Source organism: Micromonospora sp. WMMD1082 (assembly GCF_029626175.1).
Taxonomy (GTDB): domain Bacteria; phylum Actinomycetota; class Actinomycetes; order Mycobacteriales; family Micromonosporaceae; genus Micromonospora.
In genome coordinates this window covers 6,356,929-6,374,912 of record NZ_JARUBM010000002.1, presented here as the reverse complement: position 1 = coordinate 6,374,912, position 17,984 = coordinate 6,356,929, and the positions used below count along the sequence as shown (strand labels likewise).

Sequence of the window (17,984 nt, the reverse complement as noted above, 5' to 3'; positions counted from 1 at the left end):
CTCAGCGCCGCCGGCCGGCCAGCACGGTGACCCGGACGCTCTCGGGGAATCGCGTCTCGGGATGCAGCGCATCGCGGATCCGGGTGGCGAACTCCGTGCGCTGCTCCGGAGCGGGCAGCGCGTCGCGCGACAGCGCCGAGTAGACGCCGCCGACGAGATCGTCGAGGTCGATCTCGTCGGTGTAGTCGACGGTGCGCTGCTCGACGTCGTAGCCCGCGGCGACGAGGCTGTCCGCGTACCGCCGCTGGCTGGCGGCGTCGGTGCCGCACGGCTGGGACAGCTCGGCGCCACGCCACTGCTCCAGGCAGCCGCGCAGCGCCCGGGACCACGCGGTGTCCTGGAGCCACAGCGGCGTCCCGTTGGTCACCACGGCCACGCCGCCACCGGGGCGCAGGAGTGGACGGAGCCGAGGGAACAGCGTGTCGTGGTCCATCCAGTGCAGTGCCTGCCCGATGGTCACCGCGCCCACGCGCCCGTCACCGAGCAGCGCCGCCAGGGCGGGCACGTCGGTGTCGGCGCCGAGCAGCCAGCCGACGTTGCCGAACAGCTGATCCCGGGCCGCCTGTCGGGCCAGCTCCAGCATGTCGGGCTCCGGGTCGACCCCGACGACCGCCCGTACCCGGGCGGCGATCGGCAGGGTCAGCTGACCCGTCCCACAGCCCAGGTCCACCACAGTGTCCTCCGGCGTCAGCCCGAACGCCTCGACCAGCGCGTCGAACACCGCTGGCGGGTAACCCCGCCGGTAACGCTGGTAGAACCGTGCCACCTCACCGCCGAACCCCAGACCCATCAGGCCAGCGTCCCCGGTCGGGCCGGCCCGGACCACGGATTCTGCTCACAGCATGGCTCGCACATCCGCCCCGGTGCTGGGTCAGCCCGGCGAGCGCGTCGGCTCGCCGGTCCGGCGCAGATCGGCCACGTCGGCCGACGGTGTGAAGCCGGCGGAGGCGTAGGTGGCCACGGCACCGATGTTGGAGCTTTCCGCGCAGACGATCGCACTGGACGATCCCATGTCGCGCAGGGCGGCAGCGGCAGCACGCGTGATCGCGGTGCCGTAACCACGTCGATGGTGACCGCGATGGACGCCCATCGGCTCGATCAGCCCCGGCCGACCGGCGCCGGCCGACCACACGGACGCCACTGCCACGGCCTCGTCCTGCTCGTCGAACGCCATGAGGCTGCGGGCGTCGCCGTAGAGCGGGCCACCAACCATGGTGAGCCAGCGCTGCACCACGCGGTGCCGGTCAGCGTCGACGAAGGCCGAGCCACGGAAGGCGGACCAGTGGACCGTCACCCACCGCTCGGCGCGATCGGGTCCGATCACCTCGATACGTAGGCCACACGCCTGAACCGGCTCGGAGAGATCGCGGCGGAAGGGGGTCCAGAGCTCATCCCGCTCCCATCCCCGCTCCAGCAACAGCCGGGACAGAAGTTCCGCACCTCGGGCTTCGACGATCGCGCCGCCGGGCGGCAGGACACCGCGTTCCGGGTCGGTCAGGTCGATGGCGAGCCGAACGGCCAGTTCCTCGTCGTCGCGCCGGTACGGAGCGATCGCCATGCGCAGCAACTGGGCACCGTCCAACAGCCCGAGCGCGAGAACCTCCCCGTCGCACGCCCACATCCGGATGGCGGCGGCCGTGGCCTCGGCACCATTCATCGAGTGCCAGCCAAGATCGCCCGGATGTAGCTGCAGCGGCCCCCCGTCGTACTGCCACCGCTTCAGCGCGTCGACCGCTGCCGGCAGATCGTCGACGCGCGGGGTGGACAGGGAGATGCTCACGGAGGTCACCCAACCTCAAAGCGTGGCCCGTCGCCAACGGATTTCTGCAGCGGTCAGCGCGACCGCCACGGCCGGTCGTCGTTGCCGGGCGGATCCTGCTCTGCGATGCTCCGCTCATGACCAACCCGTCGCAGCGGTCCGTCGAGGACGCGCGTCACCAGCCGATCCGCGCCCAGTTCGAGATCTTCATCGACCAGCATCGCGCCCTGATCAACGGGTGCCTCGACGGGCTGACCGAGGAGCAGGCGCGCCGGTCGTTGGTGCCGTCGCGGACCACGCTGCTGGGTCTGGTGAAGCACGCGACCTTCGTGGAGAAGGTCTGGTTCGACGAGGGCGTCACCGGCCGGTCGCGCGCCGAGATCGGCCTCCCCGAGACGCCGGACGAGTCGTTCGTCCTCGACGACGCCGACACCGTCGCCGAGGTCCAGCGGGCGCACCGGGACGCCTGCGCGGCGTCTCGCCGCGCGACGGAGAACCTCGACCTGGACGACCTGCTGACCGGCAACCGGCGTGGTCCGCTTCCGCTGCGCTGGGTCTACCTGCACGTGCTCCGGGAACTGGCCCAGCACTGCGGGCACGCGGACATCCTGCGCGAGCAGATCCTCGCCGAATAGCCGACCGGTGACGGCTCGTCGCCGCGCGATGTCGGCCCTGACCGCTATTCTCACGATTCGTGACATCGCAGCTCAACGAGATGCCCGTCGACCTGGCGGAGCTGTTCGCCGGTGCGGGCCCGCGCCCGCTCCCCGTTCCCCTGCCGCCCGGCCGGACGGTACGCGGTGACGAGGGTGCCGCCCAGCGGCCCACGCTGTGGCGCAGCGACGACCCGGCGCCGACCGGGCTGTGGCCGAGGTGGCACGCGGCGCACCAGCACTCGGGGCTGTGGCCGTTGCTCCTGGACGGCCAGGGCGGTGGTCCGTCCCCCTGGTACGACGGCGGCGAGTTCTGGCCGCAGAGCGGATCGTCGCCCGCGGCGCATGATCCCGAGCGGCTGCTCGCCGGCTGGTGGGCTGCGCTGACCGCCCCGTACGACGGCGACGACGAGCGGCTGACCGCTCCGTACGGTCGGGACTGGCCCGGTCTGGCGGCACCCGCCGAGCCCCGGGTGTCCCCGGAGCGGCACGCCGACCACTGGGGCGAGCAGCTCGCGCTGGCCCAACCCGCCATGCGCCTCGGGCTGGTCGCCGCCGGGCGGGGCAGTGACGCGCTGACCGTGCTCGGGTGGCAGGGCGCGGTCAACCACACCAACGACACCGCGAAGCTGTCCGCCGTGCTCCGCAGCTGGGAGGACCGGTTCGGGGTACGCGTGATCGGCGTCGGCTTCGCCGAGCTGTACCTCAGCGTCGCCGCGCCGCCGACGGGCACCGCCGAGGCGTTGCGGGTGGCCGCCGAGCACTTCGCCTTCTGCCCGGACAACGTGTGGCAGGGGCAGCGCCCGTGCACGCTCGCCGGCTACGCCGACCGCCTCGTCGGCGCCCCGACGTGGGCGTTCTGGTGGGACTGACCGGGGCGTCAGTGGACGAGGTCGGCCGGCCGGGGGAGCGCGAGGGCGACCAGGAAGGCCGCGTGGTCGGTGGTGCGGTCCATGCTGATCGACCTGCTGTCCTGGATCGTGATGTCGGCCGTGGCCATGAACTGCTGCACCCCGCCGTCGTGCAGGTGCAGGTGGTCCGCCGGCACGCAGGACCGCACGTCGGGTGTGCCGCCGTGGCGCAGGTTGAGGTCGCCGCTGACCACGGTGGGCTGGTAGCGGTGCCGCGCGTGCAGCTCCGGTATGGCGGTACCGAGCAGGTGCCCGCACTGGGCGAGGGCCAGCGTGGAGCTGGTGTACGCCAGGTGCGTGGTGCACGCGTAGTAGACGGTGGTGGCGTCCACGCAGAGCCAGGCGCGCTGCTCGGGGTCCGCCGGATCCTGCGCCGGGTAGATCCCGGCGTGCACCTCGTGGCCACGGTAGGGCGCCGGCACGTGCGCCAGCACCCCGACGCCGTACTGCTGCCCGTTGATGCAGCGGTAGGGCTCGCCGGTGCGGCCGTTGCGGGCCGGCTGGAAGGCGGCCACCACCGTCCCGCCGTGCACCTGGGTCATCACCTCCTCCAGCACGTCCACGTCGCCGGAGCAGATCTCGTTGAGGGTGACGATGTCGGGTGTCTCGGCGCGGATCACCTCGGCGGCCCGGTCGACCGACCGGCCGGTGTAGCACCCCTTGGCCATGCCGCTGTTGCAGAGGTTCAGCTGGAGCACCCGCACCTGGGTGGTGCCGTTGGCGTCGGCCACCGAACAGCCGACCAGCAGCGCGGCGACCGAGATCAGGCAGGCGAGGGCGACCAGCGGACGCGGAACGGGGGACGGACGAGAAGCCATGCACCTGCCCTGCACTCGCGGTGGGGGTGGAAAGTGTATCCGTACCCACGGCACCGACCACCCGGTCGTGACCGCCCGCGATCATGGACCCCGTCTGTGTCACGGCCGGCCGGCCGGGCCCGGACCGGCGCGGGCGCGGCCGGTCCGGGCGTCGTCAGGGCGCGGTCGTCAGGGCGCCCAGGGGGCCGCGATGTTCCAGGTGCTGTCGGCCGCCCAGAGCGCGGGCGTGCGGTACGCGGCGCCACCGGCGCCGTTGCTCAGCCAGACCTCCGAGTCGTAATGGCGCAGGAAGGAACCCCGGTAGTTGTACGACTCCAGCGACACGCCGCTGCCGGTCAGCCCGGTGCGGGCGCACCAGGTGGCGTCGGCGCGCATCAGTGCCGAGCCGTCGTTGGGGGAGTTGCGGACCCGGGAGTCGGCGTGGCGCAGGAACTGGCCGGGGAAGTTCACCGACTCGAAGGAGTAGCAGGACGGGTCCGCCAGGCCGGCGCGGATCGTATAGGTGGCGTCCTGCCTGAGCAGGACCGGGCTGCTCGCGGTGACCACCTCCGTGTAGGCCAGGCTGTTCTGGTGCCGCAGGTACCGCTGGGTGTGGCCCGGCGTGGTCACTTGCAGCGACCGTCGGGCGTTCAGCGGCAGGGCGACCGGCTGGCCGGGGCTGATCGACCGGGACGCGTTGATCAGCGCCTGGTTCGCCGCCCGGACCCGGGCCTGGTCCATCTTGACCACCCGCCGGTCGTAGGTGAGGAAGCCGTTCAGCTCGCCCTCCAGGTCGGTTATCTCGGTGTAGACGGAGGCGCTGAGACCGGTGCCGATCATCAGGTTCTGGGTGCCCTGGACCAGCCCCACGTACCGGTCGGTCAGCGCGGTCGAGTTGGGCTGCCACTCGTAGGCGAAGAAGCCGCCGCTCGGGCTGTACTCGTGGCCGGGCGCACGCAGTCCCAGGCCGCCGAACTCGCCGAGCACGGCGATCCGGGAGGCCGACGGCGCGGGGGAGGCGGGTCCCAGATAGACGTGCCAGTCGTCGATGTCCCCGTTGCCCGGGTCGCCGAGCGACTGGCAGCAGTTGTAGCCGCTGTGCGTGTTCACCAGCCGGGTCGGGTCCTGGTTCTTGACGTTCTGCCCCACCCGTCGGGTGTCGGCGAGCGCCCGCTCGCCCCACCCCTCGTTGTAGACGGTGTAGGCGATCACGGACGGGCTGCTGCGATGTTCGTCGACGATCTCCCGCGCCTCCAGCTCGAACTGGGCCTGCTGCGCGTCGGTGGGGTCGACGTCCTGCGCGGTCAGCGAGGGGATGTCCTGCCAGACCAGCAGGCCGAGGCGGTCGGCGTGGTAGAACCAGCGCTGCGGTTCGACCTTGATGTGTTTGCGGACCATGTTGAACCCGAGGTCCTTGTGCTTCTGCAGGTCGAAGGCGAGCGCGGCGTCGGTGGGCGCGGTGTAGAGGCCGTCCGGCCAGTAGCCCTGGTCCAGGGTGCCGGCCTGGAAGACGAACTGGCCGTTGAGCAGGGGACGCCGCACCCCGCCGACCATCGCGGTGGTGATCTCCCGCATGCCGAAGTAGTGCGTGGTCCGGTCCACCTGGGCGCCGCCGGCGTTGCGCAGCGTCACCCGCAGGGTGTAGAGGAACGGGTCGTCGGGCGTCCAGCGGCGGGCGTTGGGCACCGGCACGCTGAACTCGGTGAGGCCGCCGGTCGCGGAGCCGACCACGGTGGCGCCGTCGAGCGCCTCGGCGAGCACGCTGTGCCCACCGGCGTCGCCGCGGGTGTGTACGCGTACCCGTAGGTTGTTGCCGGCGAGGTTCGGGTAGGTGTCGACGCGGCTGATCGAGGCGGTCGGGACCGGTTCCAGCCAGACGGTCTGCCAGATGCCGGAGACCGGGGTGTAGAAGATGCCGTTCGGGGTCTTGGTCTGTTTGCCGATCGGCGGGAGGCTGCCGTTCTGCCGGCTGTCGGTGGGGTCCCAGACCTTGACGACGAGTTCGTTGGTGCCGCCGTTGAGGTGGCCGGTGATGTCGAAGCTGAACGCGTCGTAGCCGCCGCTGTGCCCGCCGACCTGGGCGCCGTTGACCCAGACCGTCGCCTGCCAGTCGACCGCACCGAAGTGCAGCAGGGTGCGGCGGCCGGACCAGCCGGCGGGCAGGGTGAAGGTGCGCCGGTAGAACAGGTAGTGACGGTTGTCGTTCGCCGCACGCTGCACGCCGGACAGGGCGCTCTCCACCGGGAACGGCACGTTGATCCGTTCCGGCAGGTCGGTACCGAACTGCGGGGCGTCGTTGGTCGTGGACTGGCGCAGCTGCCACTCGCCGTTGAGGTTGAGCCAGTCGGGCCGGGTCATCTGCGGTCGTGGGTATTCCGGCAGCGGCGTGCCGGTGAGCGCCTGATCGGTCCAGGGGGTGCTCAGCGGCGGCGTTCCGGGCGGCACCGCCTGGGCGGTGGAGACCGGGGCGAGCAGGCCGGCCAGCACGATCAGGGCGGCCAGCGGGGACAGGATGCGGATGCGTACGTGACGTGTCATGCCGTCTCCGATGTGGACGGACGGTCGCGAGCGGGATGGTGTGCCGACGCGACTGCGGTGGTGGACGGCCGGCCGGGTCGGCCGATCCCGGGCAGGCGCTCACGCCGGGACGGTGTCGGCGGGATCCTGTCGGTGGCGCGCGATCTCATCGACATCCATGAGCGCCTCTATAACGTTATAGAGGCCCGTCCGGCGGTCGTCAATAATGGGTCGTCGATGCCGGTGGAGGGGAGAGCGGCCGGTGGGCGTGAGTCTGAAGGACATCGCCGAGCGGGCCGGGGTCTCGCTGGCCACGGTCTCCAACGTGGTCAACGGGTACCGCCCGGTGGGCGAGCGGACCCGGCAGCGGGTGCAGCGGGCCATCGACGAGTTGGGTTACACGCCCAACCTGAGCGCCCGGCACCTGCGGCGCGGCCGGACCGGGCTGATCGCCCTGGCCATCCCGGAGTTGACCAATCCGTACTTCGCGGAGCTGGCCGAGATCGCCATCCGGGAGGCCGGCAGCCTCGGTTACACGCTGGTGATGGAGAACACCGCCGGCGCGTACGACGCCGAGCTGTCGCTGCTCAACGGAGCCCAGCGGCACGTCATCGACGGGCTCGTCTTCAGCCCGGTGCGCATCGGTCGCGACGAGGTGCTGGCCCGGACCAGCGACACCCCGTTGGTGCTGATCGGCGAGGGGGTCCACGACGTCCCGTACGACCACATCGCCATCGACAACGTCGCCGCCAGCCGCCTGGCGGTCCGGCACCTGCTGGCGCTGGGGCGCCGGCGGGTCGCCTTCATCGGTGCCCGCCTCGGCGACGAGAGCCAGGCCGCGCACCTCCGGTTGCGCGGCTACCGGGAGGCGTTGACCGAGGCGGGACTGCCGTACCGGCCGGAACTGGTCGCGGTCACCGCGCGGTTCGGCCGGCGCGACGGCGTACGCGCCATGCGCGACCTGCTGGACCTCGACGAACCACCCGACGCGGTGTTCGGCTACAACGACCTGATCGCGATCGGCGCGGTGCGCGCGGCGCGGGAAGCCGGCCGTGACGTGCCGGGGGAGGTCGCCGTGGTCGGCATCGACGACATCGAGGAGAGCCGGTTCGGCACGCCCACCCTGACCACCATCGCCCCGGACAAGGAGCAGATCGCCCACCTGGCCGTGCGCCGGCTGATCGCCCGCATCGAGGGCGCGCAGGTGGCCGGGCCGCTCACCCCGGCCACGCCGTTCCGGCTCGTCACGCGGGAGAGCACCGGGTTCAGGTCCGCAGCGGGTACGGGATGAAGGTGCTGCGGTTCTCGTCCACGTCCAGCTGCCGGCTGATCGGCGGGGCGGCCCGCTGCGGGCAGGTCATCCGCTCGCAGGTCTTGCAGCCCGGCCCGATCGGCGTCGCGGCCTCGGCCGCGTGCAGGTCCATCCCGGTGGAGTAGACCAGCCGGGAAGCGTGCCGCACCTCGCAGCCCAGCCCGATCGCGTACGCCTTGCCCGGTTGGCCGTAGCCGCCGTGGTGGCGGGTGATGGTGCGGGCGATCCACAGGTAGCGCTGCCCGTCCGGCATCGCGGCCACCTGGGTCACCACCCGACCCGGCGCGCCGAACGCCTCGTACACCGTCCAGAGTGGACAGGTGCCGCCGGTGCGGGAGAACGGGAAGCCGGTGGCCGACTGGCGTTTCGACATGTTGCCGGCCCGGTCGACCCGGACGAACGAGAACGGCACCCCGCGCGCCCGGGGACGCTGGAGCGTGCTGAGCCGGTGGCAGACCGTCTCCCAGCCCATCGCGTAGTGCTGGGTGAGCAGGTCGATATCGTAGCGATGCTGCTCCGCGGCGGCCAGGAAGTGTTCGTACGGCAGGATCAGCGCCGCCGCGAAGTAGTTGGCCAGGCCGACCCGGGTGAGGATCTGGGTCTGCACGTCGTCGAACTCTTCCGATTCCACGATCTCGTCGATGACGTCGGCGAACTCCAGCAGCGCGATCTGCGCGGCCATCCGCATCGCCTCCTGCCCGCCGCGCAGCGACGTGGACAGGTGCAGGGTGCGGGTCTGCGGGCGGTAACGGTGCAGCTCCCCGCCGAGCGCCGCGGCATCCTCGCGCCGGACGCGTACGCCGTGCCGCTGGGCCAGCCGGTCGCGCAGCAGGGTCCGGACCTCGCCGCGGCGCAGTCCCATCCGTGCGGACAGCCGCTCGGCCTCCTCGTCCAGGTCCGGTACGTAGTTCTGCCGCCGGTAGAAGAACTCGGTGACCTGGTCGTGCGGGCTGCGGCCGACCCGCTCGCGGTCGCCGACCAGCTCGGCGAGCTGCTCGTCGGCCTGCTGGTAGCGGCGGTGCAGCTCGATGACCGCCGCGGCGACCTCCGGCAGCCGGGTGGCCAGCTCGGTCAGCTCGGCCAGGCCGGCGCGGCCGGGCAGCGCCTCGCGCAGGCCGGTGACCAGGCGCGGGGTGTCGTGCGCGGCGAACACGGTCGGATCGACGCCGAACAGCTCGGTGATGCGCAGCAGCACCGGGACCGTCAGCGGCCGGCTGTCGTGCTCGATCTGGTTGAGATAGCTCGGGGAGATGCTGAGGTGCCGGGCCAGCTCCGTCTGGCTGAGCCCCCGCTCCTCGCGCATCCGGCGCAGCCGGCCCCCGGCGAAGGTCTTGGCGATCGCTCTCACCTCCCTGGCTCCCCGGTAACGGATCCGGTCACATTAGCACTGCTGCGAATGGGTGCTTTCACAACTTCGCAAAAGCGCCGGTTGACTTTTCAATAATTGGCCTTTTCCGTCTCTCGACCCCGCTCGGCAGCGCGTGTGACCGTGGGCTGCACACCGGTGGACCGGCGTTTACGCAGCGCCACCGGGTGCCGACGAAATCCGAAGGGAATGAGCGACGATGGTTACCGCGGTCGAGCAGTTGCGCCACGAATGGGACACCAACCCCCGCTGGCGGGGAGTGCAACGCAGCTACCGCGCCGAGGACGTGGTGCGGCTGCGCGGCGCGATCCAGGAGGAGCACACCCTGGCCCGCCACGGGGCGAACCGGCTGTGGCGGCTGCTGAACAGCGAGGACTACATCCATGCCCTCGGCGCGCTCACCGGCAACCAGGCGGTGCAGATGGTCCGGGCCGGGCTCAAGGCGATCTACCTCTCCGGCTGGCAGGTGGCCGCGGACGCGAACCTGGCCGGCCACACCTACCCCGACCAGAGCCTCTACCCGGCCAACTCGGTGCCCGCCGTGGTGCGTCGGATCAACAACGCCCTGCTGCGCGCCGCCCAGATCACCACCGCCGAGGGGGACACCTCGGGGATCGACTGGCTGGCACCCATCGTCGCCGACGCCGAGGCCGGCTTCGGCGGGGTGCTCAACGCGTACGAGCTGATGAGCGGGATGATCGCGGCCGGCGCGGCGGGCGTGCACTGGGAGGACCAGCTCGCCTCCGAGAAGAAGTGCGGCCACCTCGGCGGGAAGGTGCTCATCCCCACCGGTCAGCACATCCGCACCCTGGAGGCGGCCCGGCTCGCCGCCGACGTGGCGGGCGTGCCGACGGTGGTCGTGGCCCGCACCGACGCCCAGGCCGCCACGCTGCTCACCACCGACGTCGACGAGCGGGACCAGCCCTTCGTCACCGGCGAGCGCACGGCCGAGGGTTTCTACCGGGTCCGCAACGGCGTCGAGCCGTGCATCGCCCGGGGCCTGGCCTACGCCCCGCACGCCGACCTGCTCTGGATGGAGACCAGCACGCCGGACCTGGAGGTGGCCCGCCGCTTCGCCGAGGCCATCAAGGAGGAGTACCCGGACCAGCTGCTCGCCTACAACTGCTCGCCGTCGTTCAACTGGCGCAAGCACCTGGACGACGCGACCATCGCCAAGTTCCAGCGGGAGCTGGGCCACATGGGCTACAAGTTCCAGTTCATCACGCTGGCCGGCTTCCACGCGCTGAACTACTCGATGTTCGACCTGGCCCGTGGCTACGCCACCGACGGCATGCCCGCCTACGTCTCCCTCCAGGAGCGGGAGTTCGCGGCCGAGGCGGCCGGCTACACCGCGGTCAAGCACCAGCGCGAGGTCGGCACCGGCTACTTCGACCTGATCAGCACCGTGCTCAACCCGGCCGCCGAGACCACCGCCCTGCGCGGCTCCACGGAAGAGGAGCAGTTCGCATGAGACACGAGATCATCGGCCCGATGGCGGAGCGGTTCGACGAGGTGCTCACGCCCGACGCGCTGGAGTTCCTGGTCACGCTGGACAGCGAGTTCGCCGCCCGGCGGGTGGCCCTGCTGGACACCCGCCGGGCCCGCCGGGACCGGTTCGCCACCGGCCAGTTCCCCGACTTCCTGCCGGAGACCGCCGGCGTCCGCGCCGACCCGACCTGGCGGGTGGCGCCGCTCGCCCCCGGCCTGGAGGACCGGCGGGTCGAGATCACCGGACCGCCGGACCGCAAGATGACCGTCAACGCGCTGAACTCCGGCGCCAAGGTGTGGCTCGCCGACTTCGAGGACGCCACCGCGCCGACCTGGCACAACGTCATCGGCGGCCAGCTCAACCTGATGGACGCCCTGGACCGGCGGATCGACTTCACCGACCCGCGCGGCAAGCGGTACGCCCTCGGCGACGACCTCGCCACCATCGTGGTCCGGCCGCGCGGCTGGCACCTGGTGGAGAAGGGGATCGTGGTGGACGGGCGGCCGATCTCGGCCAGCCTGGTCGACTTCGGGCTCTACCTCTTCCACTGCGCCCGGCGGCAACTCGCGGCCGGCGCCGGGCCGTACTTCTACCTACCGAAGCTGGAGGACCACCGCGAGGCGCGGCTGTGGAACGACATCTTCGTCTTCGCCCAGCACTACCTGCGCCTGCCGCAGGGCACCATCCGGGCGACCACCCTGATCGAGACGATCACCGCGGCGTTCGAGATGGAGGAGATCCTCTACGAGCTGCGGGAGCACTCGGCGGGGCTCAACGCCGGCCGCTGGGACTACATCTTCAGCGTGATCAAGAACTTCGGGCAGTGGCCGGACTTCGTCCTGCCGGACCGCGCCGAGGTGACGATGACCGTGCCGTTCATGCGCGCGTACACCGAACTGCTGGTGCGCACCTGCCACCGGCGCGGCGCGCACGCGATCGGCGGGATGGCCGCCTTCGTGCCCAGCCGGGACCCGGAGGTCAACGAGGTCGCGCTGGCCAAGGTGCGGGCGGACAAGCAGCGGGAGGCCGGCGACGGCTTCGACGGCTCGTGGGTCGCCCACCCCGGCCTGGTGCCGACCTGTCGGGAGGTCTTCGACGCGGTGCTGGGGGACCGGCCGCACCAGCTCGACCGGCAGCGCGACGACGTGGCGGTCACCGCCGCCGACCTGCTCTCGGTGGACAAGACCCCGGGGCAGGTCACCGAGGCGGGGGTGCGCGCCAACGTCGCGGTGGCGCTGCGCTACCTCGACGCGTGGCTCGGTGGCGCCGGCGCGGTGGCCCTGTGGAACCTGATGGAGGACGCGGCCACCGCCGAGATCGCCCGCTGCCAGGTCTGGCAGTGGCTGCACCACGGTACACCGCTGGCCGGCGGGGGGTGCGTCACCGAGGAACTGGTCCGGTCGATCCTGGCCGATGAGCTGACCGCGCTGACCGGGGGGCGCGAGGGCGCCGACCGGGAACGGGCCGAGCAGGCCGCGCGGATCGTCGAGGAGACCGCGCTGGGCGAGGAACTGCCGGCGTTCTTCACCACCCGCGCGTACGCCCGGCACCTGGGCCCGGTGCGGGAGCCGTCCCCGGTGGGCGGCTGAGCGGCGGCCACCGCGCCGGGCCGGGGCACGCGTCCCCGGCCCGGCGGTCAGCCGTCGATCCGGGTGATGTTGCGGATCTTGTTGGAGGCGTCCAGGGCGGCCACCTTGTACGCCTCGGCGAGGGTCGGGTAGTTGAACACGGTGTCGACCAGGTAGTCGACCGTGCCGCCGCAGCCCATCACCGTCTGCCCGATGTGGACGATCTCGGTGGCGCCGGTGCCGAAGACGTGCACGCCGAGCAGCCGGCCGTCCTCCGGCGAGACGAGCAGCTTCAACATCCCGTACGAGTCGCCGACGATCTGGCCGCGCGCCAGCTCGCGGTAGCGGGCGATGCCCACCTCGAACGGCGTCGCGCTGTCGGTCAGCTCCTCCTCGGTCTTTCCGACGAAGCTGATCTCGGGGATCGTGTAGATGCCGATCGGCTGGAGCTGGTGCATGGCGCGGGCCGGTTCGCCGCAGGCGTGCTGCGCGGCCAGCCGCCCCTGCTCCATCGAGGTCGACGCCAGCGCCGGAAAGCCGATCACGTCACCGACCGCGTAGATGTTCTCCACCGTGGTGCGGAAGTTCGCGTCGACCTCGATGCGGCCGCGCCGGTCGGCCGCGAGCCCGGCCGCCGGCAGGTCCAGCCCGTCGGTCTGGCCCTGCCGGCCGGCGGAGTACATGACGGTGTCCGCGACGATCTTCTTGCCGCTCTTGAGGATGCACAGCGCGGCGGTCTGGTGCTTCTCCACCGCGGCGACCTCCTCGCCGAAGCGGAACGTCACGGACAGGTCGCGCAGGTGGTACCGGAGCGACTCGACGACCTCCTCGTCGCAGAAGTCGAGCATCTTCTCCCGACGCTCGACCACGGTGACCTTCGTGCCGAGCGCGGCGAACATCGAGGCGTACTCCATCCCGATCACGCCGGCGCCGACCACCACCATGCTGCGGGGCACGGACTGGAGGTTGATGACGCCGTCGGAGTCCACGATCGTCCGGTCGTCGAAGTCGACGCTGTCCGGGCGGGCCGGTCGGGTGCCCGCGGCGATGACGGCCTTGTCGAAGGTGACCCTGGACTCGCGCCCGGAGCCACCGTCGACCCAGACCGAGTGCGCGTCGGCGAAGCGTCCGGTACCGGTGATCACCGCGACCCGGTTGCGGGCCAGCTGGTTACGGATGACGTCGACCTGCCGGTTGATCACGTGCTGGGTCCGGGCGGCCAGGTCGCTGACCGTGATCTCCTCCTTGACCCGGTAACTGCTGCCGTAGAGGTCCCGTTGACTCAGGCCGGTCAGATAGAGCACGGCCTCGCGCAGGGTCTTGGACGGCACCGTGCCGGTGTTGATGCAGACGCCGCCGATCATGTCGCGCCGCTCCACCAGGCCGACCCGCCGGCCCAGCTTCGCGGCGGCGATCGCGGCCTTCTGCCCGCTGGGTCCGGAACCCAGCACCAACAGGTCGTAGTCATACACGATCACTAGCGTCGCAAGATGTCGCGGTCCGCGCCAGAGCTGGCGTCCATGCGGGACAGACCGTTAACCGCACCGGAACAATGGCGCCGGGCGCGGGGCCGGCCGAGCGTGCTCAGCCCGACAGGGCGTGACGACGAGGGACCTGGCCGGCAACGGCGTCGCCGAGCTGGAACTCCGGGTCGATCTGCGCCGCGAGGTCGACGCCGGTGCGGTCGTTGGCCCAGGCCTCGGCGTTGCGCCGGTGGAACTCGTGGGCCCACCGGGTGAACGCCGGCCAGTCCTGGGTGGTGCCGTCGACGGCGTCGGCCAGTCGCCGCAGCACGGCCCGGTTCTCCTCCTCCAGGTCGTGCAGCGGCCCGACCGTGCCGCGCTCGGCCCGCCGCACGTACGCCGACCGGCCGAACCAGGTCAGCAGGTCGGCGCCGACGTGCTCACGGAGGAACTCCACGTCGGTGGCGTCCTCGACCTTGTTGCCGATCACCGACAGGGCCACCCCGTAGTCGCGGGCGTAGCCGGCGTACTGGCGGTAGACGCCGACGCTGCGCACCGTCGGCTCGCAGACCAGGAAGGTGCGGTCGAAGCGGGTGAACAGCCCCGAGGCGAACGAGTCGGCCCCGGCGGTCATGTCCACCACCACGTACTCGCCGGGCCCGTCGAGCATGTGGTTGAGCAGCAGCTCGACCGCGCCCACCTTGGAGTGATAGCAGGCCACGCCGAGGTCGGCGGCGCTGAACTCGCCGGTCGCCGCCATCCGCACCCCGCCGACGGTGCCGACGCAGGCCGCGTAGACCGGGTTCTCCTCCACCACCCGCAGCAGCCGGGAACCCCGCCCCGGTGGGGTGGTCTTCACCATCTCGGCGGCCGAGCCGATGCGCGGGTTGTCGCCGCGCAGGTACTCCTTGATCGCCGGCAGGTGCTCGCCCAGCGGCCGCATCGGGGTGGCGGCGTGCGCCGGGCCGCCGAGGGCGACGGCGAGGTGCTGGTTGATGTCGGCGTCGACGGCCAGCACGGGCCGGCCCTCGGCGGCGAGATGGCGGGCGTAGAGCGCGGCGAGGGTGGTCTTCCCGCTGCCGCCCTTTCCCACGAAGGCGGTCTTCATCGGCGCCCCACCATCCAATTGCTAACGGTAACCGTTTCCATGAGTGGCATGGTAGCCGGTGGCGCCGGCGCCCGACGCCGAACCCGCCCGATCCGCCGCCACCGGCTCGTCCGCCGGGTGCGGTACGGCCGCGGCGAGGTCGAGCACCTCCGTGGCCAGCCGGGCGATGGTGGCCAGGCCGTGCTCCGGCCCGCCGGCCGCCTCCACCATGAACAGCAGATGCCGTACGCCCGGCAGCGCCGCCGCCCGCGCGACCGCGTCCCGGCAGCGGTGGGGTGAGCCCACCGGGTGGATGTCGATCAGCCGGTCCACGTAGCCGGCCGGATCCCGCTGCCCGGCCGGCGCGCCGTCCAGCCGGACGTACTCCCGGGTGCCGGCCAGCAGCGGCGGAAGCCCGGCGCGGACGGCCCGCGCCGCCTCCTCGTCGGTCGCCGCGACGTGCGCGACATGCGCGCTGGCGTGACCGATGCCGGCGAGGTCGTGGCCGTGCGCATCGGCCACCCGCGCGTAGCGGTCGAGCAGCTCCGCCTTCTCGGCCAGGTCGGCGTGCAGGCCGAGCAGCAACGGCAGGCCGTGGCGGGCGGCGAGGTCGACCGTGGCGGGCGTGGTCGCGGCGACCCAGACGGGCAGCCGCCCGCGCGGGCGCGGCACCACCCGGACCGGCCGGAACGGGAAGCGCCCGTTGCCGTGCACCGCCGCCGCCCCGGACAGCCACCGGGTCAGCAGCTCCAGCGCGTCGGGGAACCCCTCGTGGAAGCGGTCCGGCCCGGTGCCGAAGACCTCCAGGTCGACCCAGGGCCCGCCACGGCCGACACCGAGCCGGAACCGGCCGCCGGACAACTCGTGCAGCAGCGCCGCCTCCTCGCCGAGCGCGACCGGATGGCGGTTCGACAGGATGCAGGCGGCGGTGCCGACCTCGATGCCGCGGGTGGCGCCGAGCAGGTGCGCGGCGAAGGCGATCGCGGAGGGGCAGACCCCGTAGGGGATGAAGTGGTGCTCGGCGATCCACACCCCGTCGAACCCGGCGGCCTCCGCCGCCCGGCCGTAGCGGTGGGCGCTCGCCAGTGCCTCGGCATGGGTGTCGCCGGGGCGCTGCCCGGCGAGCAGGAACAGGTGCGTGCGTACGCCCCGACCGGCCCGCCGGGCCCCGGTCGGATCAGCAGTCACGCAGTTCGGGGGACTGGTTGAGCAGCTGGCCCCGGATCGAGATAAACCGGCGGTAGGTGTCGGAGTCGACGGCCGACGGCCGGAACGCGGCGACCCGGTGGCAGTTCTGGAACGCCAGCTTCACGCCGAAGTGGCGCTCCAGGCTGGACCGGATGGCGTCGCTGGCCAGCGCGCGCAGCAGCTGCCCCCGGTCGGCCTCGCTGGGCGGGGGCAGCTCGTTGTCGGCGAACTCGGCGCCGGAGGAGGCCAGCTCCGAGGCGACCCGGCTGACGGTCTGCCAGGCGTACGGCAGCGACTCGCGGACGCAGGCCACGAACGCCTCGTCGTCGACGGACCCGGATTCGGCGGCCCGCAGCAGGTCCGGCGGCACGGTGAGAGACATGCTTCTCCTCAGATAATGATTACGGTTGTCATTGCCGCGACCGGGTGAGCACATCACGTCACCGTCGGCGGTGTCAATGCCGCCACGCCGTCGCGCCGGGGGTCGCCGGGGCGGCGCGCGCTCCACTGTGCGCGGCGGCCCGAACGGGGGCATACGCTGGCACTTTCGGTGTCTCCCCAGCGCTTGACGATCATGATAGGTTAGGCTTACCTAACAGGAGGTCACATGGGGTTTGCGGCGCAGGTGCGGGAATTGACCAGGGCGGACCATCGGGCCGCGCAGAGCGTGACGTACTTCGACGCGCTGCTGGCGGGCCGGCTGGACCGCGCCGGTTACGCCGCCCTCCTCGAGCAGCTGCACGTCGTGTACCAGACCCTGGAGGAGGCCGCCGAGGCGATGCGGGACGACCCGGTCGCCGGGCCCTTCGTCGTCGACGAGCTGCGCCGGCTGCCCCGCATCGCCGCCGACCTGGCGTTCCTGTGCGGCCCGGACTGGGCCGCCCGGATCACGCCCGGCCCCGCCACCCAGCAGTACCAGGCCCGCCTCCGGGAGGTGGCCTTCACCTGGCCGGCGGGCTTCGTCGCCCACCACTACACCCGTTACCTGGGAGACCTCTCGGGCGGTCAGGTGATGGTGCGGGCGCTGCGCCGGACCTTCGGCTTCGACTCCGACGGCGTCGGGTTCTTCCTCTTCCCCGGGCTGGATCCGCGCGCCTTCAAGCAGCACTACCGGGACCTGCTCGACACCGCGCCGTGGGACGAGGTGGAGCGGCAGCGCTTCCTGGACGAGGTCTCCTGGGCGTACCGGCTGAACACCGACATGCTGGACGAGCTGGGTCGGGCCGTGGTCCAGGGAAGTGCGGCGTGACGGACACGACCCCGTTCACGCCGGAGGTGGTCGCGGCGGTGATGCGGCACATGAACACCGACCACGCCGACGACTGCCGGGTGATCTGCCAGGGACTGGGCGGCCAACCGGGCGCCACGGCGGCGGTCATGTCCGGCATGGACGCCGACGGGATGGACTTCGTGGCCACCGTGCAGGGGGCGCCCGTCGCCGTGCGGGTGCCGTTCTCCGCCCGGCTCGTCGAGCGGCGGCAGATCCGTGCCGAGGCGGCCCGGATGTACCGGGAGGCGTGCGCGGCGCTGGGCATCGCCCCGCGCCCCGACGCGAGCTGACTCAGCCCGGCCCGGCGGTGGACCCCGGCAGCGGGCGGTGGCGGATCGACGCCGCGAGCCGGACCGGAATCTCCAGCACCGTGGCGGTCGCGTCGTCGCCGTCGACCAGATGGTCCTCCGTGGTCGGACCGGCGGGACGCAGGTGCTGCCGGCGCAGCCAGGCGAACAGGTCGTGCCCGGCACGGACCACGCCGTACCCCGGGGGCACCACCGCGCGCACGACGGACCGGGCCGGCAGGGTGAGGGGCACCCCCCGACGGCCGGTCGTCGCCACGGAGGCATCGTGAGCCTTGGTGCGGGTCGGCCCGGAGCAT

17 protein-coding genes are annotated in these 17,984 nt (G+C 72.2%); 7 read left to right on the top strand and 10 right to left on the bottom strand.

Annotation, left to right across the window (positions count from 1 at the left end):
• Position 1: 1 nt before the first annotated feature.
• Both O7615_RS29515 and O7615_RS29510 read right to left on the bottom strand, forming a co-directional pair.
• Positions 2-790, bottom strand: a complete 789-nt coding sequence (locus tag O7615_RS29515; protein WP_278181058.1) for a class I SAM-dependent methyltransferase — start codon at positions 788-790, stop codon at positions 2-4.
• 81 nt (positions 791-871) lie between these two features.
• Positions 872-1,780: a GNAT family N-acetyltransferase gene (locus O7615_RS29510; protein ID WP_278181057.1), complete on the bottom strand. Its 909-nt coding sequence runs from the start codon at positions 1,778-1,780 to the stop codon at positions 872-874.
• 116 nt (positions 1,781-1,896) lie between these two features.
• Between O7615_RS29510 and O7615_RS29505 the strand changes: the two genes are divergently transcribed.
• Together O7615_RS29505 and O7615_RS29500 are read left to right on the top strand one after the other, a co-directional pair.
• Complete coding sequence (locus O7615_RS29505; protein ID WP_278181056.1) at positions 1,897-2,394, top strand: DinB family protein; 498 nt, start codon at positions 1,897-1,899, stop codon at positions 2,392-2,394.
• Between the two features lie 59 nt (positions 2,395-2,453).
• Entirely contained in the window at positions 2,454-3,284 is an 831-nt protein-coding gene (locus tag O7615_RS29500; protein ID WP_278181055.1) for a DUF4253 domain-containing protein, read from the top strand.
• A gap of 8 nt (positions 3,285-3,292) precedes the next feature.
• Here the strand turns inward: O7615_RS29500 and O7615_RS29495 are convergent, their stop codons facing one another.
• A complete protein-coding gene (locus tag O7615_RS29495) occupies positions 3,293-4,141 on the bottom strand; it encodes an endonuclease/exonuclease/phosphatase family protein (RefSeq protein ID WP_278181054.1) in 849 nt (282 codons plus the stop codon).
• Between the two features lie 168 nt (positions 4,142-4,309).
• Positions 4,310-6,658, bottom strand: a complete 2,349-nt coding sequence (locus O7615_RS29490) for an AbfB domain-containing protein (RefSeq protein WP_278181053.1) — start codon at positions 6,656-6,658, stop codon at positions 4,310-4,312.
• Between the two features lie 241 nt (positions 6,659-6,899).
• Between O7615_RS29490 and O7615_RS29485 the strand changes: the two genes are divergently transcribed.
• Entirely contained in the window at positions 6,900-7,928 is a 1,029-nt protein-coding gene (locus O7615_RS29485) for a LacI family DNA-binding transcriptional regulator (RefSeq protein ID WP_278181052.1), read from the top strand.
• On the opposite strand, the gene O7615_RS29480 is transcribed toward O7615_RS29485, so the two are convergent.
• The gene (locus O7615_RS29480; protein WP_278181051.1) at positions 7,903-9,297 is read right to left on the bottom strand and encodes a short-chain fatty acyl-CoA regulator family protein; all 1,395 of its coding nucleotides are present in this window, start codon (positions 9,295-9,297) and stop codon (positions 7,903-7,905) included. The genes O7615_RS29485 and O7615_RS29480 overlap by 26 nt on opposite strands.
• A gap of 217 nt (positions 9,298-9,514) precedes the next feature.
• Here O7615_RS29480 and aceA point away from each other — a divergent pair, with 217 nt between their 5' ends.
• Together aceA and aceB are read left to right on the top strand one after the other, a co-directional pair.
• Positions 9,515-10,786 carry an isocitrate lyase gene (gene aceA, locus O7615_RS29475; RefSeq protein WP_278181050.1) on the top strand — a complete coding sequence of 424 codons (1,272 nt, stop codon included), beginning with the start codon at positions 9,515-9,517 and terminating at the stop codon, positions 10,784-10,786.
• Complete coding sequence (aceB, locus tag O7615_RS29470; protein ID WP_278181049.1) at positions 10,783-12,393, top strand: malate synthase A; 1,611 nt, start codon at positions 10,783-10,785, stop codon at positions 12,391-12,393. The genes aceA and aceB overlap by 4 nt, the downstream gene beginning before the upstream one ends.
• 47 nt (positions 12,394-12,440) lie before the next feature.
• On the opposite strand, the gene sthA is transcribed toward aceB, so the two are convergent.
• The 4 genes from sthA to O7615_RS29450 form a co-directional block, all read right to left on the bottom strand.
• Positions 12,441-13,844, bottom strand: coding sequence for a Si-specific NAD(P)(+) transhydrogenase (gene sthA / locus O7615_RS29465; RefSeq protein WP_278181048.1), 1,404 nt, complete (start codon positions 13,842-13,844; stop codon positions 12,441-12,443).
• Positions 13,845-13,956: 112 nt separating this feature from the next.
• Positions 13,957-14,943, bottom strand: a complete 987-nt coding sequence (locus O7615_RS29460; RefSeq protein ID WP_278181047.1) for an ATP-binding protein — start codon at positions 14,941-14,943, stop codon at positions 13,957-13,959.
• 21 nt (positions 14,944-14,964) lie between these two features.
• A complete protein-coding gene (locus tag O7615_RS29455) occupies positions 14,965-16,110 on the bottom strand; it encodes an LLM class flavin-dependent oxidoreductase (RefSeq protein ID WP_278181046.1) in 1,146 nt (381 codons plus the stop codon).
• Positions 16,100-16,492 (bottom strand): SCO5389 family protein, encoded by a 393-nt coding sequence (locus O7615_RS29450; RefSeq protein ID WP_278181045.1) that lies wholly within the window; start codon positions 16,490-16,492, stop codon positions 16,100-16,102. Before O7615_RS29450 ends, O7615_RS29455 begins: the two co-directional genes overlap by 11 nt.
• A 225-nt stretch (positions 16,493-16,717) precedes the next feature.
• Here O7615_RS29450 and O7615_RS29445 point away from each other — a divergent pair, with 225 nt between their 5' ends.
• Positions 16,718-17,359 (top strand): biliverdin-producing heme oxygenase, encoded by a 642-nt coding sequence (locus O7615_RS29445; RefSeq protein ID WP_278181043.1) that lies wholly within the window; start codon positions 16,718-16,720, stop codon positions 17,357-17,359.
• Positions 17,356-17,670, top strand: a complete 315-nt coding sequence (locus O7615_RS29440; RefSeq protein WP_278181042.1) for a DUF2470 domain-containing protein — start codon at positions 17,356-17,358, stop codon at positions 17,668-17,670. The genes O7615_RS29445 and O7615_RS29440 overlap by 4 nt, the downstream gene beginning before the upstream one ends.
• 1 nt (position 17,671) lies before the next feature.
• Here the strand turns inward: O7615_RS29440 and O7615_RS29435 are convergent, their stop codons facing one another.
• Positions 17,672-17,944: a hypothetical protein gene (locus tag O7615_RS29435; RefSeq protein ID WP_278181041.1), complete on the bottom strand. Its 273-nt coding sequence runs from the start codon at positions 17,942-17,944 to the stop codon at positions 17,672-17,674.
• Between the last annotated feature and the right edge of the window lie 40 nt (positions 17,945-17,984).

Coding starts and splice junctions, on each gene's coding strand:
- O7615_RS29515 (WP_278181058.1), bottom strand. CDS start 790: ATGGGTCTGGGGTTCGGCGGTGAGGTGGCACGGTTCTACCAGCGTTAC.
- O7615_RS29505 (WP_278181056.1), top strand. CDS start 1,897: ATGACCAACCCGTCGCAGCGGTCCGTCGAGGACGCGCGTCACCAGCCG.
- O7615_RS29495 (WP_278181054.1), bottom strand. CDS start 4,141: ATGGCTTCTCGTCCGTCCCCCGTTCCGCGTCCGCTGGTCGCCCTCGCC.
- O7615_RS29490 (WP_278181053.1), bottom strand. CDS start 6,658: ATGACACGTCACGTACGCATCCGCATCCTGTCCCCGCTGGCCGCCCTG.
- aceA (WP_278181050.1), top strand. CDS start 9,515: ATGGTTACCGCGGTCGAGCAGTTGCGCCACGAATGGGACACCAACCCC.
- aceB (WP_278181049.1), top strand. CDS start 10,783: ATGAGACACGAGATCATCGGCCCGATGGCGGAGCGGTTCGACGAGGTG.
- O7615_RS29460 (WP_278181047.1), bottom strand. CDS start 14,943: ATGAAGACCGCCTTCGTGGGAAAGGGCGGCAGCGGGAAGACCACCCTC.
- O7615_RS29450 (WP_278181045.1), bottom strand. CDS start 16,492: ATGTCTCTCACCGTGCCGCCGGACCTGCTGCGGGCCGCCGAATCCGGG.
- O7615_RS29445 (WP_278181043.1), top strand. CDS start 16,718: ATGGGGTTTGCGGCGCAGGTGCGGGAATTGACCAGGGCGGACCATCGG.